This is a genomic window from Serratia sp. A07, from assembly GCF_058725505.1.
In genome coordinates, this window is sequence record NZ_JBZXDO010000010.1 from 74,843 (window position 1) to 100,013 (window position 25,171).

The following is a 25,171-nucleotide window of genomic DNA, read 5'->3' on the forward strand; positions in this document are numbered from 1 at the left end:
TGTGCCCCCCGATTTGTCTGGAGAATCCAAAATGGCAAAAGAATTCAGCCGCGGTCAACGCGTGGCGCAAGAGATGCAGAAAGAGATTGCGATCATTCTGCAGCGTGAAGTGAAAGATCCGCGCGTCGGCATGGCGACCGTTTCCGGCGTGGAAGTGTCCCGAGACCTGGCGTATGCCAAGGTTTACGTCACCTTCCTGAACGTGCTGACCGAGAACCACGATCCGGATCTGGTCACCAACGGCATTAAAGCGTTGCAGGACGCTTCCGGCTACATCCGCACCCTGCTGGGCAAAGCGATGCGCCTGCGCGTGGTGCCGGAGTTGACCTTCGCCTACGACAACTCCCTGGTGGAAGGCATGCGCATGTCCAACCTGGTGACCAACGTGGTGAAGAACGACGCCGAGCGCCGTTCCGCCTCAGGCGATGACAAGGAGGATTAATGAGTCGCCCTCGTCGCCGCGGCCGTGATATCCACGGCGTGCTGTTGCTGGACAAGCCGCAAGGCTTGTCATCCAACGATGCGCTGCAAAAAGTAAAACGCCTGTACAACGCCAACCGGGCGGGCCATACCGGCGCGCTCGATCCGTTGGCGACCGGCATGCTGCCTATCTGCCTGGGCGAAGCGACCAAGTTTTCGCAATACCTGCTCGACTCCGACAAGCGTTATCGGGTGATCGCCAAGCTGGGGCAGCGTACCGATACCTCCGACGCCGACGGCCAGATCGTGCAGGAGCGTCCGGTGAACTTCACCCAGGCGCAGCTCGACGCGGCGCTGGACACCTTCCGCGGCGACATCCAGCAGGTGCCGTCGATGTATTCGGCGCTGAAATACCAGGGCAAGAAACTCTACGAGTATGCGCGCCAGGGGATTGAAGTGCCGCGCGAAGCGCGCAGCATCACGGTGTACGAGCTGCAGTTTATCCGCTGGGAAGGGGATGAACTGGAGCTGGAGATCCACTGCTCGAAAGGCACCTACATCCGCACCATCACCGACGATCTCGGCGAGCTGCTGGGCTGCGGCGCGCACGTGATCTATCTGCGCCGCCTGCAGGTGGCGACTTATCCGATCGCGCGCATGGTGACGCTGGAACAGCTGAACGCTTTGCTGGCTCAGGCGCAGGAACAGGCGATCGCGCCCGGCGAGCTGCTCGATCCGTTGCTGATGCCGATGGACAGCCCGGTTGAGAACTATCCGGAAGTGAATTTGCTGCCGGTGGTGGCGGGCTACGTCAAGCAGGGGCAACCGGTGCAAGTGGCCGGCGCGCCGGCTTCCGGCCTGGTGCGGATCACCGAGGGTGAAGAGCGAAAATTCATCGGCGTTGGTGACATCGCCGAGGACGGTCGCGTGGCGCCGCGCCGCTTGGTGGTCGAGCATTTCGACTGACGGCGGGGCACTGCGTCGCCTTGCGATCGCACTGCGCTAAGAGTAGAATGGCGCAGCTTATGCATTGGGTTGCTGAATTAGAGATCGGCGCCTGTTTTTATTATCTATAATCTGGAGTATTACAATGTCTCTAAGTGTTGAAGCTAAAGCTCAAATCGTAGCTGATTTCGGTCGTGGTACTAACGACAGCGGTTCTACCGAAGTTCAGGTTGCCCTGCTGACTGCGCAGATCAACCATCTGCAAGGCCACTTCTCCGAGCACAAAAAAGATCACCACAGCCGTCGTGGTCTGCTGCGTATGGTTTCTCAGCGTCGTAAGCTGCTGGACTACCTGAAGCGTAAAGATGTAGCACGTTACACCAGCCTGATCGAGCGTCTGGGTCTGCGTCGCTAATCTAGCAAGTTTCAGTGGAAAGGGGCCTATTTTGGCCCCTTTCTTCTAGGAAGCATAAGCAAATCAGGTTAATGTATTACTGATGTTTCCAAACAGGTTCTTCCGTTACAGAGGTTCGCGCGGCTAATGAGAGGCTTTATCTCCCGTCTGAGATAAGGATTGTCATTAGTCGCGAGGATGTAGTGAGAAGGCAAATCGAGTCACAGGCGTGTCGAGTCGTCAATGCGATTGCGCGCCGCTAATCAAGGATATAATTTTGCTGACACCGATCATTCGCAAATTCCAGTATGGCCAGCATACCGTCACCATCGAAACCGGTATGATGGCTCGTCAGGCCACCGCCGCCGTTATGGTGAGCATGGATGACACCGCCGTCTTCGTTACCGTCGTTGGCCAGAAAAAAGCCAAGCCGGGCCAGAGCTTCTTCCCGCTGACCGTTAACTACCAAGAGCGTACTTACGCCGCCGGCCGTATCCCGGGCAGCTTCTTCCGTCGCGAAGGCCGTCCGAGCGAAGGCGAGACGCTGACTTCCCGTCTGATTGACCGTCCGATCCGCCCACTGTTCCCGGACAGCTTCCTGAACGAAGTTCAGGTGATCGCGACCGTGGTTTCCGTTAACCCGCAGGTGAACCCGGACATCGTTGCGATGATCGGTGCTTCCGCGGCCCTGAGCCTGTCCGGTATTCCGTTCAACGGCCCAATCGGCGCAGCGCGCGTGGGTTACATCAACGACCAGTACGTACTGAACCCAACGACTGACGAACTGAAAGAAAGCCGTCTGGATCTGGTGGTTGCCGGTACTGCGGGTGCGGTGCTGATGGTTGAATCCGAAGCGGACGTGCTGAGCGAAGACCAGATGCTGGGCGCCGTGGTGTTCGGCCACGACCAGCAGCAAGTGGTTATCGAAAACATCAACGCGTTGGTTGCCGAAGCCGGCAAGCCGAAGTGGGATTGGCAGGCGCCTGCGGTCAACGAAGCGCTGCACGCGCGCGTGGCTGAACTGGCCGAAGCTCGCCTGGGCGACGCTTACCACATCACCGAAAAACAAGAGCGCTACGCTCAGGTTGACGCGATCAAAGACAGCGTCGTTGAAACCCTGCTGGCGCAGGACGAGACTCTGGATGCCTCTGAAATTCAAGACATCCTGGGCAACGTCGAGAAAAACGTGGTGCGCAGCCGCGTACTGCGTGGCGAGCCGCGTATCGACGGCCGTGAAAAAGACATGATCCGTGGCCTGGACGTGCGCACCGGCGTACTGCCGCGCACCCACGGTTCCGCGCTGTTCACCCGTGGCGAAACTCAGGCGCTGGTTACCGCGACCCTGGGCACCGCGCGCGACGCACAGAACCTGGACGAGCTGATGGGCGAAAAGACCGACAGCTTCCTGTTCCACTACAACTTCCCTCCGTACTCCGTGGGCGAAACCGGCATGGTCGGTTCACCTAAGCGTCGTGAAATCGGTCACGGTCGCCTGGCGAAACGCGGCGTATTGGCTATGATGCCTAAACCGGAAGATTTCCCGTACACCGTTCGCGTGGTGTCTGAAATCACCGAATCCAACGGTTCTTCTTCCATGGCTTCCGTGTGCGGCGCGTCTCTGGCGCTGATGGACGCCGGTGTGCCAATCAAGGCTGCCGTTGCGGGTATCGCGATGGGCCTGGTGAAAGAAGCCGATAACTTTGTGGTTCTGTCCGACATTCTGGGTGACGAAGATCACCTGGGCGACATGGACTTCAAAGTGGCCGGTAGCCGCGACGGTATCACCGCGCTGCAGATGGATATCAAAATCGAAGGCATCACCCGCGAAATCATGCAGGTGGCTCTGAACCAGGCCAAGGGCGCGCGTCTGCACATCCTGGGCGTGATGGAACAGGCTATCAGCACCCCGCGCGGCGATATCTCCGAATTCGCACCGCGTATTCATACTATCCGCATCAACCCGGATAAAATCAAAGACGTGATCGGTAAGGGCGGTTCCGTTATCCGCGCACTGACCGAAGAGACTGGCACTACCATCGAAATCGAAGATGATGGTACAGTTAAAATCGCTGCGACCGACGGTGAGAAAGCGAAATTCGCTATCCGTCGTATCGAAGAGATCACGGCAGAGATCGAAGTGGGCCGTATCTATCAGGGTAAAGTGACCCGTATCGTTGATTTCGGCGCGTTCGTCGCCATTGGCGGTGGTAAAGAAGGTCTGGTACACATTTCTCAGATCGCCGACAAGCGCGTCGAGAAAGTGACCGACTATCTGCAGATGGGTCAGGAAGTGCCGGTTAAGGTACTGGAAGTTGACCGTCAGGGCCGCGTGCGTCTGAGCATCAAAGAAGCGATGGCGCCGGAAGCGGGTTCACCTGCGCCTGAAGCAGAATAACTGTATAGATAGTTTTACAGCTCCCCGCCATGGGGTTGGGAGCTGTTCGTATCGCGCGGGTAGGATGCCCGCGTATTAGCAAACGGAGGACAGGACGTTCATCCAATGTTTGTCTTCGGGAGTGGGAAATGAAGCCTTTCTTGCGCTGGTGTTACGTTGCGACAGCACTCATGCTGGCAGGATGCAGCAACCATGATTGGCGTAAAGACGAAGTTTTGGCAATCCCGTTGCAGCCAACGTTGCAGCAGGAAGTGATCCTGGCGCGCATGGAACAAATTCTTGCCAGCCGGGCACTGACGGACGACGAACGCGCACAGCTTTTATATGAGCGCGGTGTGCTGTATGATAGCCTCGGGTTACGTGCATTAGCGCGCAATGATTTCTCGCAGGCGCTGGCGATACGTCCCGACATGCCGGAAGTTTTCAACTACCTGGGCATTTACTTAACGCAGGCAGGCAATTTTGATGCTGCCTATGAAGCGTTTGATTCTGTACTAGAGCTTGATCCAACTTACAATTACGCGCGTTTATACCGGGGCATCGCACTGTATTATGGCGGCCGCTTCCCGTTGGCGCAGGATGATCTGCAGGCGTTTTATCAAGACGACCCAAACGATCCCTTCCGTTCGTTATGGCTGTATCTGGTGGAGCGAGAAATCGATCCCAAGAAGGCCGAGGTAGCGCTTCAGCAGCGCTATGACAAAGCGGACAGAGGGCAATGGGGATGGAATATTGTCGAATTCTACCTGGGCAAGATCAGCGAAAAAACGCTGATGGAACGCCTCAAGGCAGATGCAACGGATAACACTTCGCTCGCTGAGCATCTCAGTGAAACTGACTTCTATTTGGGTAAACACTACCTGAGTCTGGGGGACAAGGACACCGCTTCGGCGCTGTTCAAACTGACGGTGTCTAACAACGTTCACAACTTCGTTGAGCACCGCTATGCATTGTTGGAATTGGCGCTTTTGGGCCAAGAGCAAGACGACCTATCGGAATCGGACCAGCAATAGCTGACGAACACCTATCAGCCTGATGGACATTGGTTTTTAACCAAAGTTATCGCCTTCACGGGCGAGGGCTTTTTTGTTCGTTTTATAATCTAATTTGAGCCGGTTCACACTTTTCAATGAAAATGACTGAAAATTTTCTCGACGAGTTATGTAGACTGGCTGCCATTATTAATGAGGCACGTGTACATGACGACTGAGTTTGAAACCTCTTTTGCTGATCTGGGGCTGTCTGCTCCAATCATTTCCGCCCTGAACGATCTGGGCTATGAAAAACCATCTCCGATCCAGGCTGAGTGTATTCCTCACCTGTTGAACGGCCGCGACGTGCTGGGCATGGCACAGACCGGTAGTGGTAAAACTGCAGCGTTCTCGCTGCCGCTGCTGCACAACCTGCAGGCAGACCTGAAAGCACCTCAGATCCTGGTGCTGGCACCGACCCGCGAACTGGCGGTTCAGGTTGCTGAAGCGATGACCGATTTCTCCAAACACATGAACGGCGTCAACGTGGTAGCCCTGTACGGCGGCCAGCGTTACGACGTGCAGCTGCGCGCTCTGCGCCAGGGCCCGCAAATCGTTGTGGGTACCCCAGGCCGCCTGTTGGACCACCTGAAGCGCGGCACCCTGAACCTCTCTAACCTGAGCGGTCTGGTGCTGGATGAAGCCGACGAAATGCTGCGCATGGGCTTTATCGAAGACGTAGAAACCATCATGGCTGAGATCCCGGCTGAACATCAGACCGCGCTGTTCTCCGCCACCATGCCGGAAGCGATCCGTCGCATCACCCGCCGCTTCATGAAAGAGCCGCAGGAAGTGCGCATCCAGTCCAGCGTGACCACCCGTCCGGACATCAGCCAGAGCTACTGGTCGGTCTACGGCATGCGTAAAAACGAAGCGCTGGTGCGTTTCCTGGAAGCTGAAGACTTTGATGCGGCGATCATCTTCGTGCGCACCAAGAACGCGACCCTGGAAGTGGCCGAAGCGCTGGAGCGCAGCGGTTACAGCAGCGCCGCGCTGAACGGCGACATGAACCAGGCGCTGCGTGAGCAGACCCTGGAGCGTCTGAAAGACGGTCGTCTGGATATCCTGATCGCGACCGACGTTGCGGCCCGTGGCCTGGACGTTGAGCGCATCAGCCTGGTTGTCAACTATGACATCCCGATGGACTCCGAGTCTTACGTTCACCGTATCGGCCGTACCGGTCGTGCGGGCCGCGCCGGCCGCGCGCTGCTGTTCGTGGAAAACCGCGAACGCCGCCTGCTGCGCAACATTGAACGCACCATGAAGCTGACCATCCCGGAAGTGGAACTGCCGAACGCAGAACTGCTGGGTGAGCGTCGTCTGGCCAAGTTCGCCGCAAAAGTTCAGCAGCAGCTGGAAAGCAGCGATCTGGATCTGTACCGCGCACTGCTGACCAAACTGCAGCCGGAAGAAGAGCTGGATATGGAAACCCTGGCCGCAGCGCTGCTGAAAATGGCACAGGGCGAACGTCCGCTGATCCTGCCACCGGATCCGGTCTTCAAGCCGCGTCAGCGCCGCGAGTTCAACGACCGTGACGATCGTCGCGGTGACCGTCGCGACAGCCGCGATAGCCGTGACGGCGACCGTCCGCGTCGCGAACGTCGTGACGTTGGCGAAATGCAGCTGTACCGCATCGAAGTGGGCCGTGACGATGGCGTAGAAGTCCGTCACATCGTTGGCGCTATCGCTAACGAAGGCGACATCAGCAGCCGTTACATCGGTAACATCAAGCTGTTTGCTTCCCACTCCACCATCGAGCTGCCAAAAGGCATGCCGGGCGAGATCCTGAATCACTTCACTCGCACCCGCATTCTGAACAAGCCGATGAACATGCAGCTGCTGGGCGATGCACAGCCGTTCGAACGTCGCGAGCGTCGTGACGGTGGCAACGGTGGCGAGCGTCGTGGTAACGGTCGTCCGTTCAACGGCGAACGTCGCGAAGGCGGCCCACGTCGTTCCTTCGGCGAACGTCGTGAAGGCGGCAACGGCGGCGAGCGTCGTGGCGGTAACTACAACCGTGACGGCAAACCGGCGCCACGCCGTGATGACGGCGCACCGGCAGCACCACGTCGTCGTTTCGGCGACGCGTAATCGCTGATTCACCGTTCGCGGTGAAGCGCTCTGAAAAACCAGCCTGCGGGCTGGTTTTTTTATGCCTGAAAGTTGCCGTCAAACGTCCCCGAATGGCGTATCATTCATAAGGTTTTTTCTTACGGATGATATGCACGGGAGATGCCATGAGTTGGCAGCAGTTCAAATCTCAATACCTGGTGCGCTTTTGGGCGCCGCTGCCGGCGGTGGTCGCCGCCGGGATCCTTTCTACCTACTACTTCGGCATGACCGGCACCTTCTGGGCGGTGACCGGCGAGTTCACCCGCTGGGGCGGCCATGTGCTGCAGTGGTTCGGCCTGCACCCCGAGCAGTGGGGCTATTTCAAGGTTATCGGCCTGCAGGGCACGCCGCTGGAGCGCATCGACGGGCGCATGATCATCGGCATGTTCGCCGGCTGCATCGCCGCCGCGCTGTGGGCCAACAACATCAAGCTGCGCCAGCCGCAGCACCGCATTCGCATCGTGCAGGCGCTGCTGGGCGGCATTATCGCCGGCTTCGGCGCGCGCCTGGCGATGGGTTGCAACCTGGCGGCGTTCTTCACCGGCATTCCGCAGTTCTCGCTGCACGCCTGGTTCTTCGCGCTGGCGACCGCCGCGGGTTCGTACTTCGGTGCCAAATTCACGCTGCTGCCGATGTTCCGCATCCCGGTCAAATTGCAAAAGGTGAAGGCCGCCGCGCCGCTGACGCAGAAACCTGAGCAGGCGCGCCGCCGCTTCCGGTTGGGCATGGCGGTCTTCGGCCTGGCGGTGGCCTGGTCGCTGTGGACGCTGTTCGATGCGCCGAAGCTCGGTATCGCCATGCTGTTCGGCATCGGCTTCGGTCTGCTGATCGAACGCGCGCAGATCTGCTTCACCTCGGCGTTCCGCGATCTGTGGATCACCGGCCGCACCCACATGGCGAAAGCCATCATCATCGGCATGGCGGTGAGCGCCATCGGCATCTTCAGCTATGTGCAGCTCGGCGTGGCGCCGAAAATCATGTGGGCCGGCCCGAATGCGGTGCTGGGCGGCTTGCTGTTCGGCTTCGGCATCGTGCTGGCCGGCGGTTGCGAGACCGGCTGGATGTACCGCGCGGTGGAAGGGCAGGTGCACTACTGGTGGGTGGGGCTGGGCAACATCATCGGCGCCACGCTGCTGGCCTATTACTGGGACGATCTGGCGCCGGCGCTGGCGACCGACTACGACAAGATCAACCTGCTCGATACCTTCGGCCCGATCGGCGGCCTGCTGGTGACCTATCTGCTGCTGGCGCTGGCCTTCGCTGCCATGCTGTGGTGGGAGAAACGCTTTTTCCGCGCCCGGCCTGAGGCGCAGGTGGTGAATTTGAGGAGCATGCCATGAAAGAGACGACGATAGTGCCGGACTACCGGCTGGACATGCTGGGCGAGCCTTGCCCGTACCCGGCAGTGGCGACGCTGGAGGCGATGCCGCAGCTGAAGCCGGGGGAAATTCTGGAGGTGATCAGCGATTGCCCGCAGTCGATCAACAACATCCCGCTCGATGCGCGCAACCACGGCTACAAGGTGCTGGATATCCAGCAGGACGGGCCGACCATCCGCTATCTGATCCAGCGTTAACGCCGAGGCGGTGGGGTTCCCCACCGCCTTTTCGCGTTTTATCCCTTCACGACGTCGCCTTTCACTCCGGCAACAATCTCGAACGAACGCAGCCGCGCCTGATGATCGAAGATCTGGCCGTTGACCATGATCTCGTCGGCATCGGTTTCACGCAGCAGCGTTTGCAGCCCGTGGCGCACGGTTTTTTCATCGCCGACGATCGACATCCGCAGCGCCTGCTCGACGCCGTATTGCTCACCGGCGGTCCACAGCGCGTGGATGTTATCCACCGGCGGTGGCAGCGGGCCGGGCGAACCGCGGCGCAGATTGATGAACTGCTGCTGCATCGAGCTGAACAGGAAGCGCGCATCGCTATCGCTCTCAGCGGCGATCACGTTGACGCACACCATGGCGTGCGGCTGCGCCAGCTGTTTGGACGGTTTGAAGTTCTCGCGGTACAGCTGCAGCGCCTGGAACAGCATATCCGGGGCGAAGTGCGAGGCGAAGGCGAACGGCAGGCCGAGCTGCGCCGCCAGCTGCGCGCTATAGAGGCTGGAGCCGAGCAGCCAGAGCGGCACGTGCAGCCCCTGGCCCGGCACCGCCTGCACCGGCTGGCCGGGCTGCGCATCGCAGAAATAGTTTTGCAGCTCCTGCACGTCGCGCGGGAAGGTATCCACATCGCCGGACAGGTGGCGGCGCAGCGCCATCATGGTGCGCTGATCGGTGCCGGGCGCGCGGCCCAGCCCCAGATCGATGCGGCCGGGGTAGAGCGACTCCAGCGTGCCGAACTGCTCGGCGATCACCAGCGGCGCATGGTTCGGCAGCATCACGCCTCCGGAGCCGAGGCGAATGCTCTGGGTGCCGGCGGCCAGATAGCCCAGCAGCACCGAGGTGGCGGCGCTGCCGATGCCGGTCATGTTGTGGTGCTCGGCCAGCCAGTAGCGCCGGTAACCCCAGCGTTCGGCGTGCTGTGCCAGATCCAGCGAACAGTGGAAAGCGTCGCGCGCTTTGGCCCCTTGCGGGATTGGCGATAAATCCAGTACCGACAGCGGTACGGCAGTGTTTTCAGTCATGACATCGTCCATCAGAGAGTGGATCGCTTAAAGGGCGATTGCAGGAGTCTGCATACCAAAAAGCCGAAAATGATGCTTTTTAGTGTTAAAAGCATAATCCAATTTATAGTTATAAAAGAGGAGATATGTGCTTGTGATATCCTCATGAGAGCAATGGTGTTTTTTGGAGCAATTTGAGATATGGAAATGATGATCCCCGCCCGCCGCTTACCGTTCCGGGAGCCGATATAATGAAAAAAAAGACGCTGTTTACCCTGTTGCTGATGATGGTGGCGATCGCATTGGCGATCCTGTTCCGCGCGCATAATCAGGATCTGTTACTGCAGGGTGAAGTGGACGCCCCCGAAGTGATCGTCGCTTCCAAAGCGAAAGGCCGGGTGGTTGAACGCCTGATCGAACGCGGCGACGACGTGAAAAGCGGCCAGCTGATTATTCAGCTCGACAGCCCCGAACTGATGGCGCAGCTGCGTTCCGCGCAGGCGACGCGCGACGAAGCCAAGGCGCAGCTCGATCAGTCGCTGCACGGCACCCGTGAAGAGAGCATCCGCAACCTGCGAGCCAACCTGGCGCAGGCCGAGGCGCAGTACCGCAACGCGCAAAACGACTACAACCGCAACCTGAGCGTGTCCGGCAAGGGTTATATCTCGAAGTCCGAGCTGGACGCTTCGCGCCGGTCGCGCGATACCGCCTTCCAGCAGGTGCAGGCGGCCAAGGCCAACCTGGACGAAGGTATCAACGGCGACCGCGTCGAGCTGCGGCAACAATACGCGGCGGCGCTGCGGGCGGCGGAAGAGAACCTGCTGCAGATCCAGGCGCAGAGCGACGATCTGCAGGTGAAAGCGCCGGTAGACGGCGAAGTGGGGCCGATCCCGGCCGAAGTGGGCGAATTGCTGAACGCCGGCAGCCCGCTGGTGACGCTGATCCGGGTACCGGACGCCTACTTCGTGTTTAACCTGCGCGAAGACATCCTGGCCCACGTGCGCAAAGGCGACAAGGTCAAGCTGCGGGTGCCGGCGCTGAAGGACAAAATGATCGACACCGAGGTACGCTACATCGCGCCGCTGGGGGATTACGCCACCAAACGCGCCACCCGCGCCACCGGCGACTTCGACCTGAAAACCTTCGAAGTGCGCCTGTATCCGTCACAGCCGGTGGACGGCCTGCGTCCGGGGATGAGCACCTTATGGCAATGGAAAGAGTAAGGGCCGGCTGGCGCTGCTTCAGTCACGCGTTCGACAAAGAGTGTCGCGTCGCCTTTCGCAGCCCGGTGGTGCACTGGCTGAGCTGGATCTTTCCGCTGATCCTGTTTGGGCTGATCAGCAGCAACTTCTCCGAAGGCACGCTGCTCGATCTGCCGGTCTCGGTGGTGGACAGCGATCACAGCCCGCTGTCCAAGTCGCTGACGCGGCGGTTGGACGCCGGGTCGCACGCCCACGTCGAGGCCTACGGCGGCGGGCTGCCGGAGTCGCTGAACCGCCTGCGCAGCGCGCAAGATTACGCGTTGCTGTACATCCCGCCGGACTTTGAGGCTAACGCGCTGTCGGGCAAGCAGCCGAGCGTGGTGATGTATTACAACGCGCTGTTCTACGGCGCCGGGCTGTACTCCACCCAGGACTTCGGCGGCCTGATGAACGAAATCAACGCCAGCACCCGCAGCATCATCGCCACCGAGATGGGCAAATCGCTGCCGCCGCTGGCGGACGTAACGCTCTCTTACGGCAGCCTGTTCAACGCCAGCGGCAGCTATATCTATTATCAGCAGTTTGCCGCCACCATTCACCTGCTGCAGCTGTTCGTGGTGACCTGCATGATCTACGTGCTGGCGCGCAGCAAATCGCTGCTGCAGGCCAAGCCGTTCAGCCTGGCGCTGCTCGGCAAGCTGGCGCCTTACACGCTGTGTTTCACCACCCTGCTGATGGTGGAGATCGCGGCGCTGGTGGGCATCTTTGACGCCCGCGTCAGCGGCAACCCGCTGTTTATGTTGATGATCGGCCTGTTTTACGTGATGGCGGCGCAGAGCATCGGCCTGTTGCTGTACACCTTTACCGGCAGCACCATCACCGCGTACAGCCTGATCGGTATTTTGGTCAGTATCGCGATGACCTTCTCCGGCATGGCGGTGCCTGAGCTGTCGATGCCGCTGCCGGCGCGCATCATTTCCAACATCGAACCGCTGACCCACGCGCTGTACGCGATGTTCGACGTGTTCCTGCGGCAGGTGCACGCCAGCGCCATCTTCAGCGTGTGTGCGCTGCTGGCGGTCTACCCGCTGGTGGCCGCGCTGCTGGTGCGTAATCGCCTGCCGGCGCGGCTGGAAAAAGAGGGGAACGCCGGATGAAGCTCTATTGGCAAACCTTCGTTAAGGTGCTGCTCGGCATGCTCGAGCGGCCGGTGTGGCTGATGCTGATCCTGTCGCTGTGCATCATGAGCATGGTGTACGCCAACCGCACGGTGTGGGATCTGCCGGTGGGGGTGGTCGATCAGGACCACAGCACCGCCAGCCGGAAGCTGATCCGTCAGCTGGACGCCACCTCCAAGATAGCGATTGAAACCTACGACAGCCTGGAACAGGCGCAGCGCGATCTCGGCTGGCGCAAGCTGTTTGCGGTGATCATCATGCCGGTGGATCTGGAGAAGAAGATCCTCAGCGGGCAGAACATCGTGGTGCCGGTGTACGGCGACGCCACCAATCGCCTGGCCAACGGCCAGATCCAACAGGACGTGGTGGCGGCCTACCAGCAGCTGCTGACGGAGTACAACAACGGGCTGCTGCTGCGCAGCGGCTTCAGCGAACGGCAGGCGCAGATACTGCTGACGCCGATACTGGGGCAAACGCTGGACGTGTTTAACCCCGGCATCAGCTTCGCGGCGATCATCTTCCCGGGCCTGCTGGTGATGCTGCTGCAGCACTCGCTATTGATCGCCTGTATCCGCGTCAACATCGCCATGAAGAGCATGCCCGGCGGCAAGGCGCCGCTGGCGGCGCACCTCGGCGGGCTGACGGCGCTGCTGCCGATCTGGCTGTTCCTGTCTATCGTGCTGTTCGTGCTGTGGCCGTGGGTATTGGGCTACAGGCAGACGGCGAACATCGCCGAACTGCTGCTGCTGACCTTCCCGTTCCTGCTGGCGGTACTGGGGCTGGGCAAGCTGGTGACCGAGTGCCTGCGCAGCGTCGAAATGATCTACCTGACGCTGGCGTTCATCACCACGCCGATCTTCTACCTGTCCGGCACCATCTGGCCGCTGCAGTCGATGCCGGCCTGGGTGCGCGCCATCTCGTACAGCATTCCCTCCACCTGGGGCACCAAGGCGATCGCCGGCGTCAACCAGATGGGGCTGTCGCTGAACGAAGTGTGGGGCGACGTGATGATGATGCTGGTGCTCGGCGTGGTCTACACCCTGCTGGGCTTTGGCGTCGGCTTCTTGCGCAACAGCGTGGCGCTGCGCGGGATGTTCAGGAGGCGGCGGGCGTAGGGGATGTATAGATTCATTTCCCGGTGACCACAAGAGTTAATTAATCCCATGGTTTGTTGCGTTATCCCCGCCGTTGGCGGGGATAACGCAACCTGGCACTCTCCTTTCGGCCCTGCATAAACCTCATCCGCTAACGGCACTCAGCAACATCACCTTGATATTCGATCTGGCTCGCCGAAAATAGCGCCCCCTCAATCAAGCCTGTTTGTAAGGTAGTGTTATGTTCTCTTTTTGATAAGGACATTCCTAATTCTTTCAAACTTATCATCCCTAAAAAATAAGCATTCGACTATTTAGCCAAAAGTGATATTTGCCGGAATAGAACATTGCGTATCCAACTTTAATTGTTATATTTCTATCTCGCGCAGAATGATTAGATTCTCTTAATTATTGATGCGTGTGATGAACTCCTCGGTATTTACGATATGAGCATGCGGAAATCATTAAGCATCGCGTAATTCAAATGATTACTCGCTCATAGCCATGAGATTGGTCTGTAAACGGGATGTTTCAGATAGGTGCCGTTATGTAATAAATATGAAGGAGCATGACTTATGACGAGTAAAGTAAGCGTTCAAACGGTGTTGTTTGAATATCATGGGCAAAAATATAAGCTTTTCCTGGCATGGAATAAAAAACACGTTGGGTGTAACGAACTAAATCCGTTGTATTTTTTAGATGCCAACCGACAGTTTGATACCATGATTAAGGAGGATTATCACGGTGATGATATTTCCCCCGTACTTTATATAGGAATAGGCTATCAGGAAGGGGTAGATATTAAGGCGGCTCGCACATTTGACTATACGGTAAGCGATGGCAGCGAGCGCTTCAAAGACGGGGGCGGGGCGGAGCAGTTCTATCGGTTTATTCAGGATGTCGTCAAACCCTGGGTCGAATGTCGTTTTAAGATCAATAAGCAAATGCAAACGCTGGCGGGGCATTCGTTCGGCGGGCATTTCACTTTATATGTGGCGTTTAATCATAATACGGCTTTTCAGCGCTATGTTGCCGCCAGCCCTTCCCTCTGGTGGGCGAATGGCGCGGTGCTGCCCGAAGGCGACGTTAAGCTTGCCGCAAGCATTGATTGGTTATCGCTGTTACTAGGCAGCCGCGAAGAGCGGGCGGAGCCAGACAGTACCGATCTTGAGAGGGAAATCTTCCAGCGTATTGAGGATAACCCAAGGTTGAATATCAGGAATCTGGCGTCTCAGTTAGTGAAAGAAGGCGGGCGCTGCAGCTTCGAGTTTCTTCCCGGGCGAAAACACCCGGCGGTCGTAAAAGATTATGCACGCTTAGCGAATTTCGTTGCGAGCCAAAAACCACTGCCAACCGGGCTGTGACAGGAGAGGTTAAATGGATTTTAAAGTGACGAGAGGGTTGCTGCTTTTGGCTGGATTATTTTTCTCTATCACGGTGGTAGCAAAGCCTATTCAAACCGACGAGACCACATCATTGATTAACCAGCGGTTGTCTTACATGAAAGACGTTGCCGGGTATAAGGCAAACAACCATCTGGCCATTGAGGATTTGCCTCAGGAGGCCAACGTGTTGGCCAATTCAGTCCGCGAGGCAGAAACATTGGGATTGGATGGCAAGACGGTGGCTCCCTTTATACAGGCGCAAATGGATGCCGCCAAGGCGATTCAATATCGTTACCGGGCAGACTGGTTGTCGGCACCGGAAAACGGCTGGCAGCCGGAACCGCTGGATAGCGTAAGAGCGAAAATCAGCCGTTTGAATACCCAAATTTTGACCAGCGTCAGCAATAAATTAAAGAAAGGCGAGCGTTTTAACGACAGGTTTGCCTTTATGAAGTCCCTTGAGCAAACCCACCTGGAAGTCGGCGATAAAGAGCGCCTGTGGCAGTCCTTAAAACAAATTGCGTTGAAAAGGTAATCGCCGCCGGCGCAGGCACTGAATACGCCTGATGAGTGATCTCGGGCGTATTTTCCTCGCTGGCGGCCAGCCGGATGATCGTGTCGAAGGGCCGCTCAGGCGAGGAAAAGAATAGCGGTGGCCTCCATCACCCCACCAACTCCAACCCCGCCACGCGGCGCCAGTAGCCGTTGCAGTCGGCGTGGTCGGTCAAGGTCAGCGGCTGCTCGCCGCGTTCGTTGGCGCGGAAGGCATCGATTTGCGCCAGCGTCTCGGCGCCCTGCGGCGATAGCCGCACGATGTCCACCAGCCCCTGCATGCTCGGCAGCTCGTTGCCGAGGTTGTAGCAGTAGCCGCTCATGGTCTGGATGCCGTTGAGCACGAACACCTGCTGTTGCTCCTGCGAACGCATCATGCGGCCCTGCGGATACTTGATGCAGCAGGTTTCGCACTCGTCCTTGCCGCGGTTCTCCGAGCGGGCGGTGAAGCAGCGCGCCGAGTAGGCTAGCGGCAGGTGGCCGTAGCTCAGCACCTCCACCTCGAAGTCGTGGCGGAACCCCAGCTCGTCGCACTGCGTCAGCAGGTTGGCCAGCCAGTCGCGCGACAGCTCGACCGGCATGCACCAGCGCATCATGCCCTGGCGGCGCAGCAGGCGCAGGGTATAGGCGTTGTAGCAGTTCAGCGCATGGCCGGCGACGAACGGCAGACCGCGCTCCGCCGCCATGTTCACCGTGCCCAGATCGTTGGCTTCAAACAGGAACTCGCCGTTCTCCACATAGCGTTTCAGCTCATTCAGCTCGGATGGCGCCTGCAACAGCGCCAGCGTGGAGATCACCACCTGCTTGCCGCTGCGGGCGATTTCGCGCGCCAGCGCCAGCCAATCGCCGACCTTCATCTCGCGCCGCTTGGTGCAGACGCTCTCGCCGAGATAAATGATGTCGGCGCTGCTCTCCGCCGCCTGCTGATAGAACGCCGCGATGTCGTTTTTCGGCCAGTAGTAGAGTACCGGCCCCAGTGCGTATTTCATGTTTCCTCCGGCTACTGCCATTTGCGGTGATAGGCGCCCAGCGTGGTCTGAGTGCCCTCGGACATCGCGCCCAGCGTCTCCATCCAGGCGGCGTCGGCGCGGTAGGCGGCCGGATCGGCCTGGCAGCGGTCGATCGCCTGGCGCCAGACGCGCGCCACCTGGCTGACGTAAGCCGGGCTGCGCTGGCGGCCTTCGATCTTCACCGAGGCGATGTTGGCGGCCAGCAGCTCCGGCAGCAGCTCCAGCGTATTGAGGCTGGTGGGCTCTTCCAGCGCGTGGTAGCGCACGTCGTCCACCAGATAGCGGCCCTTGCACAGCGTCGGGTAACCGGCGTTTTCATGATCCTGATAGCGGTCGATCAGCACGTCGTTCAGGCGCGACTCCATGCCCTGCGGGGTTTGCTGCCAGCGCACGAAACGCGCCGGCGAACAGGCACCGACGGTGTTCGGCGACTCGCCGGTCAGGTAGGAAGAGAGATAGCAGCGCCCCTCGGCCATGATGCACAGGCTGCCGAAGGCGAACACTTCCAGCGGCACCGGGCTGGTGCGCGCCAGCTGTTTCACCTGGTGCATCGACAGCACGCGCGGCAGCACCACTCGGCCCACGTCGAAGTTGCGCTGGTAGAAACGGATCGCCTCTTCGTTGGTGGCGGAAGCCTGCACCGAAACGTGGCGTTCCAACTGCGGGTAGCGTTGGGCGGCGTATTCCAGCATCGCCAGATCCGCCAGTATCAGCGCGTCGGCGCCCAATTGGGCCGCCATATCCACCGCGCGCTGCCAGCGGGCGTAACCGTCGGGATGGGCGAAGGTGTTGATGGCGATATGCAGTTTGCGGCCGTGGCGATGCACGTAATCGACCGCTTCCTGCAGCTTTTTCTCGGTGAAGTTGAGGCCGGCGAAGTGGCGCGCGTTGGTATCGTCTTTCAGACCGATGTAAACGGCGTCGGCACCGTTATCCACCGCGGCCTTCAGGGCCGGCAGGTTGCCGGCGGGACAAAGCAGCTCCATAGATTTATCCTGGCTTAGCCGTGCGCCCGGCCGGGCGCACGCTGTCTTTAAAGGTTGCCGGCGGCGGTGTTCCGCCGGCAAACGCGAATCGGGGAGGCCATTTTAGGCAAAGGGGCGCACACAGGTTTTGATTTGGGGCAGCTTATGGCGTATTGATAAACATGGCGGTGAAATGCACTATTTGTTGATATAGACCGCTGAAGCCGCGCGCCAGTGTGGCAAAATAGCGATAGTCCGTATTGAAAGGAGTGGATGACCGTGTTGGAACAACTACGAGCACGCCTTGTGCGCCAGGGGCCGTCGCTGCTGCGCATCCCGCTGAAATTCACGCCGTTCGCCCTGCAGCGTCAGCTGCTGCAACAGGTGCTGAGCTGGCAGTTCCGCCAGGCGTTGGCGGATGGCGATCTGGAATTTCTCGAATCGCGCTGGTTGAAGATCGAAGTTCGCGATCTGGCGCTACAATGGTTTATGACGGTAGAAAACGACAAACTGGTGGTCAGCCAGCACGCCGAAGCGGACGTCAGCTTCAGCGGCGACGCCAACGATCTGATCCTGATCGCGGCGCGCAAGCAAGATCCGGATACGCTGTTCTTTCAGCGTCGGCTGCAGATTGAAGGGGATACCGAATTGGGCCTGTATGTGAAAAATTTGATGGACGCCATCGAGCTGGAAAGCATGCCTGCGCCGCTGCGCATGGGGCTGTTGCAGTTGGCGGATTTTGTCGAAGCAGGGTTGCAGGAGGGCACGGCGTCGGCTTCCCGTGTGGCGGTATCATGCTGATCCGCGTAGAGATCCCGGTAGACGCGGCGGGCATCGATGCCTTGCTGCGCCGCGCCTTTGGCCGCGACGACGAAGCCGATCTGGTGCAGCAGCTGCGCGAAGACGGCCTGCTGACGCTGGGCGTGGTCGCCACTGACGACGAAGGCGGGGTAGTGGGTTACGCCGCGTTCAGCCCGGTAGACGTGGCCGGCGAAGACCGCCAATGGGTGGCGCTGGCGCCGCTGGCGGTAGACGAAAGCCTGCGCCGCCAGGGGCTGGCTGAAAAGCTGGTGTACGAAGGTTTGGATTCGCTGAACGAATTCAGCTACGCCGCGGTGGTGGTGCTGGGCGATCCTGCTTACTACGGCCGCTTCGGTTTTAAACCGGCCGCCGCCTATGGCCTGCACTGCCGCTGGCCGGATACGGAAAGCGCGTTCCAGGTCTACCCGCTGGCGGAAGACGCCCTGAATGGCGTCAGCGGCGAAGTGGCTTTTTCGGCGCCGTTTAATCGCTTTTAACGACCGGCAATAGATACTCCAACGACAGCGGCGGGTGATTCACCAGCCGCTCTTTTTGTATTTTGCTCAGCTGTTTGACGCGGTATTCCAGCTTCAGCGCCGTTGAGCGATCCCCCACCTGGCAGTGAAACGCCAGTGTCAATTCCCCTTTGCCGCGCAGCGCCTTGGCGCCTTTGCCGGCCTGATGCTGCGCCATGCGGCGCGCCACGTCGGTGGTGATGCCGGTATACAGCATGCCGCTCGGTAGACGCAGCATGTAGAGGTGCCAGAGAGTGGGGGAAGTGTCGGTCATCGTACGCCGTTTCGGTGGCCAGGGTCGGCGTATGATGGCATGTTCGCCATCACAATCCCATCCCCGGCCGCCGGTGCCCTACCGCTTTACCCCTTTTTTCCCGCCAGCTCGAAGCGCGGCGAGACGATGCCGTACAGCGTCCAGCCGAGGAAGGTGGCGATGGCGCCCCACATCATCGCTTCTTCACCGGAGCTGTAGAGCGCGTAGAAGCTGTACAGCGCACCGATGCCGGCGATGATATTGGCGATGCGCGCCTTGTTGTCCGGCACCTTCGCCACTTTCTGAATAATGACCAGCGCCGCCATCGACAGGATGTAAGGGATGATGTTGGTCACCACCGCCAGGTTCACCAGCACGTTGAACTGCTTGTTCAGCGACGGGCTGATGGTCATCAGCGACAGGCCGCTCTGGATGACGACGATGGTCAGCATGCCTTTAACCGGCGCGTCGGCCTTGCTCAGCTTGGAGAAGATTTTCGGGAAGAAGCCGCTGTCGGCGGAGGATTTGAACACCTGAGCGATGGTGAACTGCCAGCCGAGCAGCGAGCCGACGCAGGACATCACCATCAACGCCATGATGATCTTGCCGACCGTCGGGTTGAACATGTGGGAGAACGCCAGCCCGAACGGGGCGGTGGAGTTGGCCAGATCCATGTTCGGCACGATGCCGGCGATCACGTTGGTCGAAACGATATAGATCACCGCCGCGCTGAGGGTGCCGCCCAGTACGGCGATCGGCACGTTGCGCTCCGGGTTTTCCACCACGTCGGTGTTGGCGCAGGCGGATTCCAGCCCCAGGAACGCCCACAGGGTCATTGAGATGGAGGCGCCGATGGCTTCGAAGGTCGGCACCTGATGCGGGTTCCAGGCGGCGACGTAGGCGCTGCCGCTGAACCAGTACCAGCCGATGACCGAGATGCCCACCACCGGAATGATCACGCCCCAGACGGTGATGCCGCTGATTTTACCGGTGATGCGCGCACCGCCGAAGTTGGCGACGGTCGCAAGCCACAGCACGCCGATGGTGGCGATACAGATCCCGAGCGGGCTGAGCGTAGCGCCAAATAGCTCGGTGCCGTAGCCGACGGCGGAAATGGCGATGGCGATGTTGGCGATCAGCAGCGAAACGCCGTAGGTGTAGTTCGCCATAAAGTTGCCCGATTTGCCGAAGGCGTATTCGGCGTAGCCGCCCATGCCGCCGGATTTACGGCTGAACATGCCGCATTTGGCGAACGCGTAGGCTAGCGCCATCGAGCCGACGGCGGTCACCAGCCAGGAAACGATCGAAATCGTGCCCACTTCGGCCAGCTTGGTTGGCAGCATAATTATGCCGGAACCCATCATATTCACGGCGGTCAGGATCGTTAATTGCACGACCCCCATTTTATTATTGGACTTACTCATGATCATTTTCTCTTTTAGGATGCGATCCGGGCGGCGAGAATCATCGCCGCCCCGTAAGGTGATTAATTTTTCATGACGTAGCCGTAAGCGCGGTTCCAGCCGTCCTCATCCTGTTGGATATAAACGCCCTGCAATTCCGGCGCGAATCCCGGCAATAAGTTGATGCCTTCTTCCAATGCCAGGAAATAACGCTGCGCGGCGCCGCCCCAAATTTCACCGGGTACCACGCACAGCACGCCCGGCGGGTAAGGCAGGGCGCCTTCGGCGGCGATGCGGCCCTCGGCCTTGGCCAGCGAGACCAATTCCACATTGCCGCGCACGAACTCGGTATTGGCGTCCTGCGGATTCATCACCACGCGCGGGAAATAACTTTTGCGGAACATCTCTTTTTGCAGCTCTTTAACGTCGTAGCTGACGTAAAGGTCGTGCATTTCCTGGCACAGCTGGCGGATGGTGTAGTTTTTGTAGCGCTGCTGGTGGTTTTTATAGACCGCAGGCAGCACCTCGCTGAGCAGGGAGTTCTGCTCGATGTGCTTCTCGAAGCGGGCGATCAGGGCCACCAGATGCTGCATCTTGGCGATGTCTTCCGCCGGCGTCAGCAGGAACAGGATCGAGTTGAGATCGCATTTTTCCGGCACGATGCCGTTTTCACGCAGGTAGTTGGCCAGAATGGTCGCCGGGATGCCGAACTCGCTGTAGCTGCCGGTGGCGGTATCGATGCCCGGCGTGGTGAGCAGCAGTTTGCACGGATCGACGAAGTACTGCGATTCGGCATAGCCCTCAAAGGCGTGCCATTTTTCGCCGGGCACGAAGTTGAAGAAGCGCAGATCGTTGGCCATCGCCGCGGTGTCATAGGCCTGCCACGGTTTGCCGTCGATCTGATCCGGCACGAACGGTTTGATCATCGTGCAGGTGTCCAGCAGCATTTTGCGCGCTTCGATCCCCACGCGCACGCACTCCTGCCACAGGCGCTGGCCGCTTTTGCCCTCGTGCATCTTGGCGTTGACGTCCAGCGCGGCGAACAGCGGATAGAACGGGCTGGTGGAGGCGTGCAGCATAAAGGCGTTGTTGAAGCGCTTGTGGTTGCAGTAGCGGCTTTGGCCCTTGATGTGCTTATCTTTTTTGTGGATCTGCGAGGTTTGCGAGAAGCCGGCCTGCTGTTTGTGCACCGACTGGGTGACGATGATGCCGGGATCGTTTTCGTTCAGCTCCAGCAGCAGCGGTGAGCAGTCTTTCATCATCGGAATGAACTGCTCATAGCCTACCCAGGCGGAGTCGAACAGGATGTAATCGCACAGGTGGCCAATCTTGTCGACCACCTGGCGGGCGTTGTAGATGGTGCCGTCGTAGGTGCCGAGCTGGATGATCGCCAGGCGGAACGGGCGGGCTTCGTTGGCGCGTTCCGGCGCCACTTCGCGGATCTGTTGGCGCAGGTAGCGTTCGTCGAAGCAGTGCGCGTCGATGCCGCCGATAAAGCCGAACGGGTTGCGGGCGGTCTCCAGATACACCGGCGTGGCACCGGCCTGGATCAACGCGCCGTGGTGGTTGGATTTATGGTTGTTGCGGTCGAACAGCACCAGATCGCCGCGCGTCAGCAGGGCGTTGGTCGCCACCTTGTTCGAGGCCGAGGTGCCGTTGAGCACGAAGTAGGTCTTGTCGGCGTTGAATACCTTGGCGGCGTGCTGCTGGGCGGCGCAAGGCGCGCCTTCGTGGATCAACAGATCGCCCAGTTTGACGTCGGCGTTGCACATGTCGGAGCGGAAAAGCGTTTCGCCGTAGAAGTCGAAGAACTGGCGGCCCGCCGGGTGTTTGCGGAAGAACTCGCCGCCCTGGTGGCCGGGGCAGGCGAAGGTGGCGTTGCCCATTTCTACGTATTGCGTCAGCGTGTTGAAGAACGGTGGCAGCAGCTCGCTCTCATATTTGGCGGCGGCGGCCTCCAGCTGTTTGCCGTAGAACTGGGTATTCTTGCCGCACAGCTCAAACACGCCGTGCAGCGCCGGCAATACGGCGTTATCCAGCTCTTCTTCGCAGCAGACGGCGACGAACAGCGGAATGTTCAGGCCGTGCTCTTCGATGCGCGCCACCATGCCTTGCGTGACGTCGTCTACCGACAGCACGATGGCGGCGACGTCATTAAAATCGCTGTGGTGCACATCGACGATGTCGCGTTCAGTTTCAAAGCAGCCGAGGGTTTGGGTGTTGGCGGCAATTTTTAATTTTTTCATTTTTCTCATTCTTCAGGCAAAGGCAGTCCGTCGGCAAATAATTCCATTTGCCGCTAACGCCTTCACGAAAATAAAGGTGTGCGAGAACCCAGTGATGCCGAGTGGCATTAACTGTGTTCGCTGTTTTATTTAGCTTGGATGCGCTTGGCCGAAATTAAGAATGAATTGCGTGTCCTTCCCGGTTAGCGAGAAAGCGATATTATCACCGGCGTGCGGAGAATAAATAAAAACGCAATGACACTCTTATCAACGGCGTAAGAGCGAGGGGGAGGGTTATCTGTAGTTGAAGAATGCGAAGCTAAAGCAGCTGCGATGAGCCATCATCATAATATGGGTTGTGCGCCTGATATGCGCCATTTTTCGGTTATTGTTTTCCATTTTCTAATCCACCTTGCTGAGTGAAAAGATGGCGCTATTTTAACGCAAGGTGGGCTAAAAATCGTGATGAAAGTCACATAAATGCCGGTGTTTATAAATAACTATTCACCTGTTATGCAGTAGATTGCATAAACAGCGTTCAGGCGAGCGAACGGGCATGTAAACGAATTGCTAATCGGTACCGGGGCGGTGCGTTAATTTTGCATGCCGTCAGGATAGGAAAAATACAATCGCGCGATTAACCGGTTGCATAACGATCAAATAAATCCGTCTTGTATTTTTTATGTTATAAATCCGCTTCGGGCTTAAATTAATAAAAATGCATTTATTGTGTTTTTATATTCACTTTTGGTTTTTGATGATTATCGTTATTTGTGACTCGCCTCAACAACGCAGGGTAAGATGAAGTGAGTGAACAGGGAGGCGAGCAACCTTGAATACCCCAGAACAACGGCAGCAGATTGCGGATTTCATCGGCAAACAACACGTCTTGACGCTGTGCGCCGGCGACGGTCTCGACATGTGGTGCGCCAACTGTTTTTACGTGTTCGACGCCGCGACGATGGCGCTGTGGCTGATGACCGAACCGCACACCCGCCACGGCGGGCTGATGCTGAACAACGGCCGGGTGGTTGGCACCATCGCGCCGAAGCCGAAAAGCATCGCGCTGATCCGCGGCGTGCAGTATCGCGCCGAGGCGGTGCTGCTGAGCGGCGAAGAAGCCGAGGCGGCGCGCGCGCGTTACTGCAAGCGCTTCCCGATCGCCAGGGCGATGAAGGCCTCGGTTTGGCGGCTGGATCTGCACGAGGTGAAGATGACCGACAACACCCTCGGCTTCGGCAAGAAGCTGCATTGGGCGCGGTCTATACTTTAAGTTGACGTATTGATTACAACGGGAGATTGCATGGCGCGAGCACTGTTAGTCGGCGCAACCGGGTTGGTGGGGCGCGAGTTGTTGCAGCGGTTGCAAAGCGATCCGCATATAACGGCCATCGTGGCGCCGACGCGCACGCCGCTGCCGCCGCACGGCAAGCTGACCAACCCGGTCGGCGATGCGCTGTTCGAGCTGCTGAGTAGCCTGCAGCAGCCGGTCGATCTGGTGTTCTGCTGTCTGGGCACCACCCGCCGGGCGGCGGGCAGCGCCGATGCCTTCCGCTACGTCGATTATCAACTGGTGGTGGAGAGCGCGCTGACCGGCCGTCGCTTGGGGGCGCAGCACTGTCTGGTGGTGAGCGCGCTGGGCGCCAACGCGGATTCCACCTTCCTGTATAACCGCACCAAAGGCGAGATGGAGCAGGCGCTGCGCGAACAGCACTGGCCGCGCCTGACGCTGGTGCGGCCTTCTATGCTGGTGGGGGATCGCCCTGCGCCGCGCCTGATGGAGCGCCTCACGCTGCCGCTGTTCAGGCTGCTGCCCGGCAAATGGCGCGCCGTCTCCGCCAAAGACGTGGCGCAAACGCTGCTGCAGCAGGCGTTCACGCCGGGCGAAGGGGTCAGGGTGCTGGAGTCGGATCGGCTGCACTGCTACCGAGGCTGACGCTGAGGTGATCGAACGCCAGCTCCAGCCCGGCGGGCAGTTCGTTGTCCAGCAGCCACAGATCGAGATGATGGCTGATGTGCGTCAGCAGCGTGCGTTTGGGCTGCAGCAACCGCTGCGTCTCCTGCGCGCGGGTCAGGTCATTGTGGTTGCGCGGCGCCTGCGGCTGAGGCGGCAGGCTGCAATCGAGCACCAGCAGATCCAGCGCCACGTTTTGCAGATAGTCGACGGTGGCCGGCGGCAGGCCGACGGTGTCAGTCAGGTAGGCCAGCGAAGCGCCTGCCGCCTGGATCAGATAGCCGTGGGTCAGCTTGGAGTGTTGCAGCGGCAGCGGGGTGATGCGCATGCCGCCCAGCTCGACGGTGGCAAAGGGCGCCAGCGGCGGCTGAAACGCCAGAATGCCGGGGTGTTTGAACAGGTCGTCGCAGCCCTGTTCATCCGGCGGGCCATACACCGGAATGGAATTTCCGCACCCCCAACGCAAAGGAAATAACCCCTGGACGTGATCCATGTGGTAATGTGTCAGTAAAAAACGTTGAATTTGCCCCGCCGAAAATCGCCGCTCCAAAGCCGGCAATCCCGCATCCAATAAGGTCGTTTCCCCCTGATAGTTAAGCATGGCGCTGCACGCTCGCCGCCGAAATGCCGGCTCGCGCCGCGCCCGTTGGCAGATCAGGCAGTCGCAGCCGAACACCGGCACCTGCTGCGCGCCGCCGGTGCCGAGAAAGGTCAGTTGCATCGCTCCCCT

General features: G+C 59.2%; 26 protein-coding genes. 18 read left to right on the plus strand and 8 right to left on the minus strand.

Annotation, left to right across the window (positions count from 1 at the left end; translation table 11 throughout):
• Positions 1-31 precede the first annotated feature (31 nt).
• The 9 genes from rbfA (at position 32) to yedF (ending at position 8,873) form a co-directional block, all read left to right on the plus strand.
• Positions 32-442 carry a 30S ribosome-binding factor RbfA gene (gene rbfA, locus AC4PR2_RS12900; RefSeq protein WP_004933508.1) on the plus strand — a complete coding sequence of 137 codons (411 nt, stop codon included), beginning with the start codon at positions 32-34 and terminating at the stop codon, positions 440-442.
• On the plus strand, positions 442-1,386 hold the full coding sequence (gene truB, locus AC4PR2_RS12905) for a tRNA pseudouridine(55) synthase TruB (protein WP_039567792.1): 945 nt from the start codon (positions 442-444) through the stop codon (positions 1,384-1,386). Before rbfA ends, truB begins: the two co-directional genes overlap by 1 nt.
• Positions 1,387-1,510: 124 nt before the next feature.
• Positions 1,511-1,780 carry a 30S ribosomal protein S15 gene (gene rpsO, locus AC4PR2_RS12910; protein WP_004933502.1) on the plus strand — a complete coding sequence of 90 codons (270 nt, stop codon included), beginning with the start codon at positions 1,511-1,513 and terminating at the stop codon, positions 1,778-1,780.
• A 256-nt stretch (positions 1,781-2,036) separates the two neighbouring features.
• Positions 2,037-4,154 (plus strand): polyribonucleotide nucleotidyltransferase, encoded by a 2,118-nt coding sequence (pnp, locus tag AC4PR2_RS12915; RefSeq protein ID WP_047729246.1) that lies wholly within the window; start codon positions 2,037-2,039, stop codon positions 4,152-4,154.
• A 128-nt stretch (positions 4,155-4,282) separates the two neighbouring features.
• The gene (nlpI, locus tag AC4PR2_RS12920; RefSeq protein ID WP_492175187.1) at positions 4,283-5,167 is read left to right on the plus strand and encodes a lipoprotein NlpI; all 885 of its coding nucleotides are present in this window, start codon (positions 4,283-4,285) and stop codon (positions 5,165-5,167) included.
• Between the two features lie 122 nt (positions 5,168-5,289).
• The gene (gene yrbN, locus AC4PR2_RS12925) at positions 5,290-5,364 is read left to right on the plus strand and encodes a protein YrbN (protein WP_223182019.1); all 75 of its coding nucleotides are present in this window, start codon (positions 5,290-5,292) and stop codon (positions 5,362-5,364) included.
• A complete protein-coding gene (locus AC4PR2_RS12930) occupies positions 5,354-7,276 on the plus strand; it encodes a DEAD/DEAH family ATP-dependent RNA helicase (protein ID WP_033641661.1) in 1,923 nt (640 codons plus the stop codon). The genes yrbN and AC4PR2_RS12930 overlap by 11 nt, the downstream gene beginning before the upstream one ends.
• Positions 7,277-7,422: 146 nt before the next feature.
• Positions 7,423-8,637, plus strand: coding sequence for a selenium metabolism membrane protein YedE/FdhT (gene yedE / locus AC4PR2_RS12935; protein WP_126179787.1), 1,215 nt, complete (start codon positions 7,423-7,425; stop codon positions 8,635-8,637).
• Positions 8,634-8,873 (plus strand): sulfurtransferase-like selenium metabolism protein YedF, encoded by a 240-nt coding sequence (yedF, locus tag AC4PR2_RS12940; RefSeq protein WP_004933486.1) that lies wholly within the window; start codon positions 8,634-8,636, stop codon positions 8,871-8,873. The genes yedE and yedF overlap by 4 nt, the downstream gene beginning before the upstream one ends.
• Positions 8,874-8,911: 38 nt before the next feature.
• Here yedF and AC4PR2_RS12945 read toward each other — a convergent pair whose 3' ends face one another.
• Positions 8,912-9,925 (minus strand): luciferase-like monooxygenase, encoded by a 1,014-nt coding sequence (locus AC4PR2_RS12945; protein ID WP_197786182.1) that lies wholly within the window; start codon positions 9,923-9,925, stop codon positions 8,912-8,914.
• 230 nt (positions 9,926-10,155) lie between these two features.
• Between AC4PR2_RS12945 and AC4PR2_RS12950 the strand changes: the two genes are divergently transcribed.
• From AC4PR2_RS12950 to AC4PR2_RS12970, 5 genes are all read left to right on the plus strand, one after another.
• A complete protein-coding gene (locus AC4PR2_RS12950; protein ID WP_060440881.1) occupies positions 10,156-11,127 on the plus strand; it encodes an HlyD family secretion protein in 972 nt (323 codons plus the stop codon).
• Entirely contained in the window at positions 11,109-12,263 is a 1,155-nt protein-coding gene (locus AC4PR2_RS12955) for an ABC transporter permease (protein WP_049201576.1), read from the plus strand. The genes AC4PR2_RS12950 and AC4PR2_RS12955 overlap by 19 nt, the downstream gene beginning before the upstream one ends.
• Positions 12,260-13,399, plus strand: coding sequence for an ABC transporter permease (locus AC4PR2_RS12960; RefSeq protein WP_060440880.1), 1,140 nt, complete (start codon positions 12,260-12,262; stop codon positions 13,397-13,399). Before AC4PR2_RS12955 ends, AC4PR2_RS12960 begins: the two co-directional genes overlap by 4 nt.
• Positions 13,400-13,953: 554 nt before the next feature.
• The gene (locus tag AC4PR2_RS12965; RefSeq protein WP_060440879.1) at positions 13,954-14,742 is read left to right on the plus strand and encodes an alpha/beta hydrolase; all 789 of its coding nucleotides are present in this window, start codon (positions 13,954-13,956) and stop codon (positions 14,740-14,742) included.
• 13 nt (positions 14,743-14,755) lie between these two features.
• On the plus strand, positions 14,756-15,298 hold the full coding sequence (locus AC4PR2_RS12970; protein WP_060440878.1) for a chorismate mutase: 543 nt from the start codon (positions 14,756-14,758) through the stop codon (positions 15,296-15,298).
• A gap of 127 nt (positions 15,299-15,425) precedes the next feature.
• On the opposite strand, the gene AC4PR2_RS12975 is transcribed toward AC4PR2_RS12970, so the two are convergent.
• Both AC4PR2_RS12975 and ubiU read right to left on the minus strand, forming a co-directional pair.
• On the minus strand, positions 15,426-16,304 hold the full coding sequence (locus AC4PR2_RS12975; protein WP_492175189.1) for a U32 family peptidase: 879 nt from the start codon (positions 16,302-16,304) through the stop codon (positions 15,426-15,428).
• Between the two features lie 11 nt (positions 16,305-16,315).
• Positions 16,316-17,311: a ubiquinone anaerobic biosynthesis protein UbiU gene (gene ubiU, locus AC4PR2_RS12980; protein WP_048321239.1), complete on the minus strand. Its 996-nt coding sequence runs from the start codon at positions 17,309-17,311 to the stop codon at positions 16,316-16,318.
• A gap of 258 nt (positions 17,312-17,569) precedes the next feature.
• Here ubiU and ubiT point away from each other — a divergent pair, with 258 nt between their 5' ends.
• Together ubiT and AC4PR2_RS12990 are read left to right on the plus strand one after the other, a co-directional pair.
• The gene (ubiT, locus tag AC4PR2_RS12985) at positions 17,570-18,091 is read left to right on the plus strand and encodes a ubiquinone anaerobic biosynthesis accessory factor UbiT (protein ID WP_039567957.1); all 522 of its coding nucleotides are present in this window, start codon (positions 17,570-17,572) and stop codon (positions 18,089-18,091) included.
• On the plus strand, positions 18,085-18,588 hold the full coding sequence (locus AC4PR2_RS12990; protein WP_048321240.1) for a GNAT family N-acetyltransferase: 504 nt from the start codon (positions 18,085-18,087) through the stop codon (positions 18,586-18,588). Before ubiT ends, AC4PR2_RS12990 begins: the two co-directional genes overlap by 7 nt.
• Here AC4PR2_RS12990 and AC4PR2_RS12995 read toward each other — a convergent pair.
• From AC4PR2_RS12995 to speFL, 4 genes are all read right to left on the minus strand, one after another.
• Positions 18,575-18,880, minus strand: a complete 306-nt coding sequence (locus AC4PR2_RS12995; RefSeq protein WP_145958049.1) for a GIY-YIG nuclease family protein — start codon at positions 18,878-18,880, stop codon at positions 18,575-18,577. The genes AC4PR2_RS12990 and AC4PR2_RS12995 overlap by 14 nt on opposite strands.
• 86 nt (positions 18,881-18,966) lie before the next feature.
• Positions 18,967-20,283 (minus strand): putrescine-ornithine antiporter, encoded by a 1,317-nt coding sequence (gene potE, locus AC4PR2_RS13000; protein WP_028127578.1) that lies wholly within the window; start codon positions 20,281-20,283, stop codon positions 18,967-18,969.
• A gap of 62 nt (positions 20,284-20,345) precedes the next feature.
• Positions 20,346-22,508 (minus strand): ornithine decarboxylase SpeF, encoded by a 2,163-nt coding sequence (gene speF / locus AC4PR2_RS13005; RefSeq protein WP_060448244.1) that lies wholly within the window; start codon positions 22,506-22,508, stop codon positions 20,346-20,348.
• A 273-nt stretch (positions 22,509-22,781) separates the two neighbouring features.
• Positions 22,782-22,886: a leader peptide SpeFL gene (speFL, locus tag AC4PR2_RS13010; protein ID WP_004933443.1), complete on the minus strand. Its 105-nt coding sequence runs from the start codon at positions 22,884-22,886 to the stop codon at positions 22,782-22,784.
• 433 nt (positions 22,887-23,319) lie between these two features.
• On the opposite strand from speFL, the gene AC4PR2_RS13015 reads away from it, so the two are divergent.
• Positions 23,320-23,760 (plus strand): YhbP family protein, encoded by a 441-nt coding sequence (locus tag AC4PR2_RS13015; RefSeq protein ID WP_015376428.1) that lies wholly within the window; start codon positions 23,320-23,322, stop codon positions 23,758-23,760.
• 30 nt (positions 23,761-23,790) lie between these two features.
• Positions 23,791-24,423, plus strand: coding sequence for an NAD(P)H-binding protein (locus tag AC4PR2_RS13020; RefSeq protein WP_492175192.1), 633 nt, complete (start codon positions 23,791-23,793; stop codon positions 24,421-24,423).
• On the opposite strand, the gene phnP is transcribed toward AC4PR2_RS13020, so the two are convergent.
• Complete coding sequence (gene phnP / locus AC4PR2_RS13025; protein WP_492175193.1) at positions 24,380-25,162, minus strand: phosphonate metabolism protein PhnP; 783 nt, start codon at positions 25,160-25,162, stop codon at positions 24,380-24,382. The genes AC4PR2_RS13020 and phnP overlap by 44 nt on opposite strands.
• Positions 25,163-25,171: the final 9 nt, after the last annotated feature.

Excerpts from the sequence above, each read along its gene's own strand:
- AC4PR2_RS13020 (WP_492175192.1), top strand. The coding sequence starts at position 23,791 with ATGGCGCGAGCACTGTTAGTCGGCGCAACCGGGTTGGTGGGGCGCGAG.
- AC4PR2_RS12950 (WP_060440881.1), top strand. The coding sequence starts at position 10,156 with ATGAAAAAAAAGACGCTGTTTACCCTGTTGCTGATGATGGTGGCGATC.
- AC4PR2_RS12960 (WP_060440880.1), top strand. The coding sequence starts at position 12,260 with ATGAAGCTCTATTGGCAAACCTTCGTTAAGGTGCTGCTCGGCATGCTC.
- AC4PR2_RS12995 (WP_145958049.1), bottom strand. The coding sequence starts at position 18,880 with ATGACCGACACTTCCCCCACTCTCTGGCACCTCTACATGCTGCGTCTA.
- AC4PR2_RS12945 (WP_197786182.1), bottom strand. The coding sequence starts at position 9,925 with ATGACTGAAAACACTGCCGTACCGCTGTCGGTACTGGATTTATCGCCA.
- rbfA (WP_004933508.1), top strand. The coding sequence starts at position 32 with ATGGCAAAAGAATTCAGCCGCGGTCAACGCGTGGCGCAAGAGATGCAG.
- phnP (WP_492175193.1), bottom strand. The coding sequence starts at position 25,162 with ATGCAACTGACCTTTCTCGGCACCGGCGGCGCGCAGCAGGTGCCGGTG.
- potE (WP_028127578.1), bottom strand. The coding sequence starts at position 20,283 with ATGAGTAAGTCCAATAATAAAATGGGGGTCGTGCAATTAACGATCCTG.
- yedE (WP_126179787.1), top strand. The coding sequence starts at position 7,423 with ATGAGTTGGCAGCAGTTCAAATCTCAATACCTGGTGCGCTTTTGGGCG.
- AC4PR2_RS12965 (WP_060440879.1), top strand. The coding sequence starts at position 13,954 with ATGACGAGTAAAGTAAGCGTTCAAACGGTGTTGTTTGAATATCATGGG.
- AC4PR2_RS12975 (WP_492175189.1), bottom strand. The coding sequence starts at position 16,304 with ATGAAATACGCACTGGGGCCGGTACTCTACTACTGGCCGAAAAACGAC.
- AC4PR2_RS12970 (WP_060440878.1), top strand. The coding sequence starts at position 14,756 with ATGGATTTTAAAGTGACGAGAGGGTTGCTGCTTTTGGCTGGATTATTT.
- ubiU (WP_048321239.1), bottom strand. The coding sequence starts at position 17,311 with ATGGAGCTGCTTTGTCCCGCCGGCAACCTGCCGGCCCTGAAGGCCGCG.
- rpsO (WP_004933502.1), top strand. The coding sequence starts at position 1,511 with ATGTCTCTAAGTGTTGAAGCTAAAGCTCAAATCGTAGCTGATTTCGGT.
- AC4PR2_RS12955 (WP_049201576.1), top strand. The coding sequence starts at position 11,109 with ATGGCAATGGAAAGAGTAAGGGCCGGCTGGCGCTGCTTCAGTCACGCG.
- speFL (WP_004933443.1), bottom strand. The coding sequence starts at position 22,886 with ATGGAAAACAATAACCGAAAAATGGCGCATATCAGGCGCACAACCCAT.
- speF (WP_060448244.1), bottom strand. The coding sequence starts at position 22,508 with ATGAAAAAATTAAAAATTGCCGCCAACACCCAAACCCTCGGCTGCTTT.
- truB (WP_039567792.1), top strand. The coding sequence starts at position 442 with ATGAGTCGCCCTCGTCGCCGCGGCCGTGATATCCACGGCGTGCTGTTG.
- AC4PR2_RS12930 (WP_033641661.1), top strand. The coding sequence starts at position 5,354 with ATGACGACTGAGTTTGAAACCTCTTTTGCTGATCTGGGGCTGTCTGCT.
- AC4PR2_RS12990 (WP_048321240.1), top strand. The coding sequence starts at position 18,085 with ATGCTGATCCGCGTAGAGATCCCGGTAGACGCGGCGGGCATCGATGCC.
- yedF (WP_004933486.1), top strand. The coding sequence starts at position 8,634 with ATGAAAGAGACGACGATAGTGCCGGACTACCGGCTGGACATGCTGGGC.
- nlpI (WP_492175187.1), top strand. The coding sequence starts at position 4,283 with ATGAAGCCTTTCTTGCGCTGGTGTTACGTTGCGACAGCACTCATGCTG.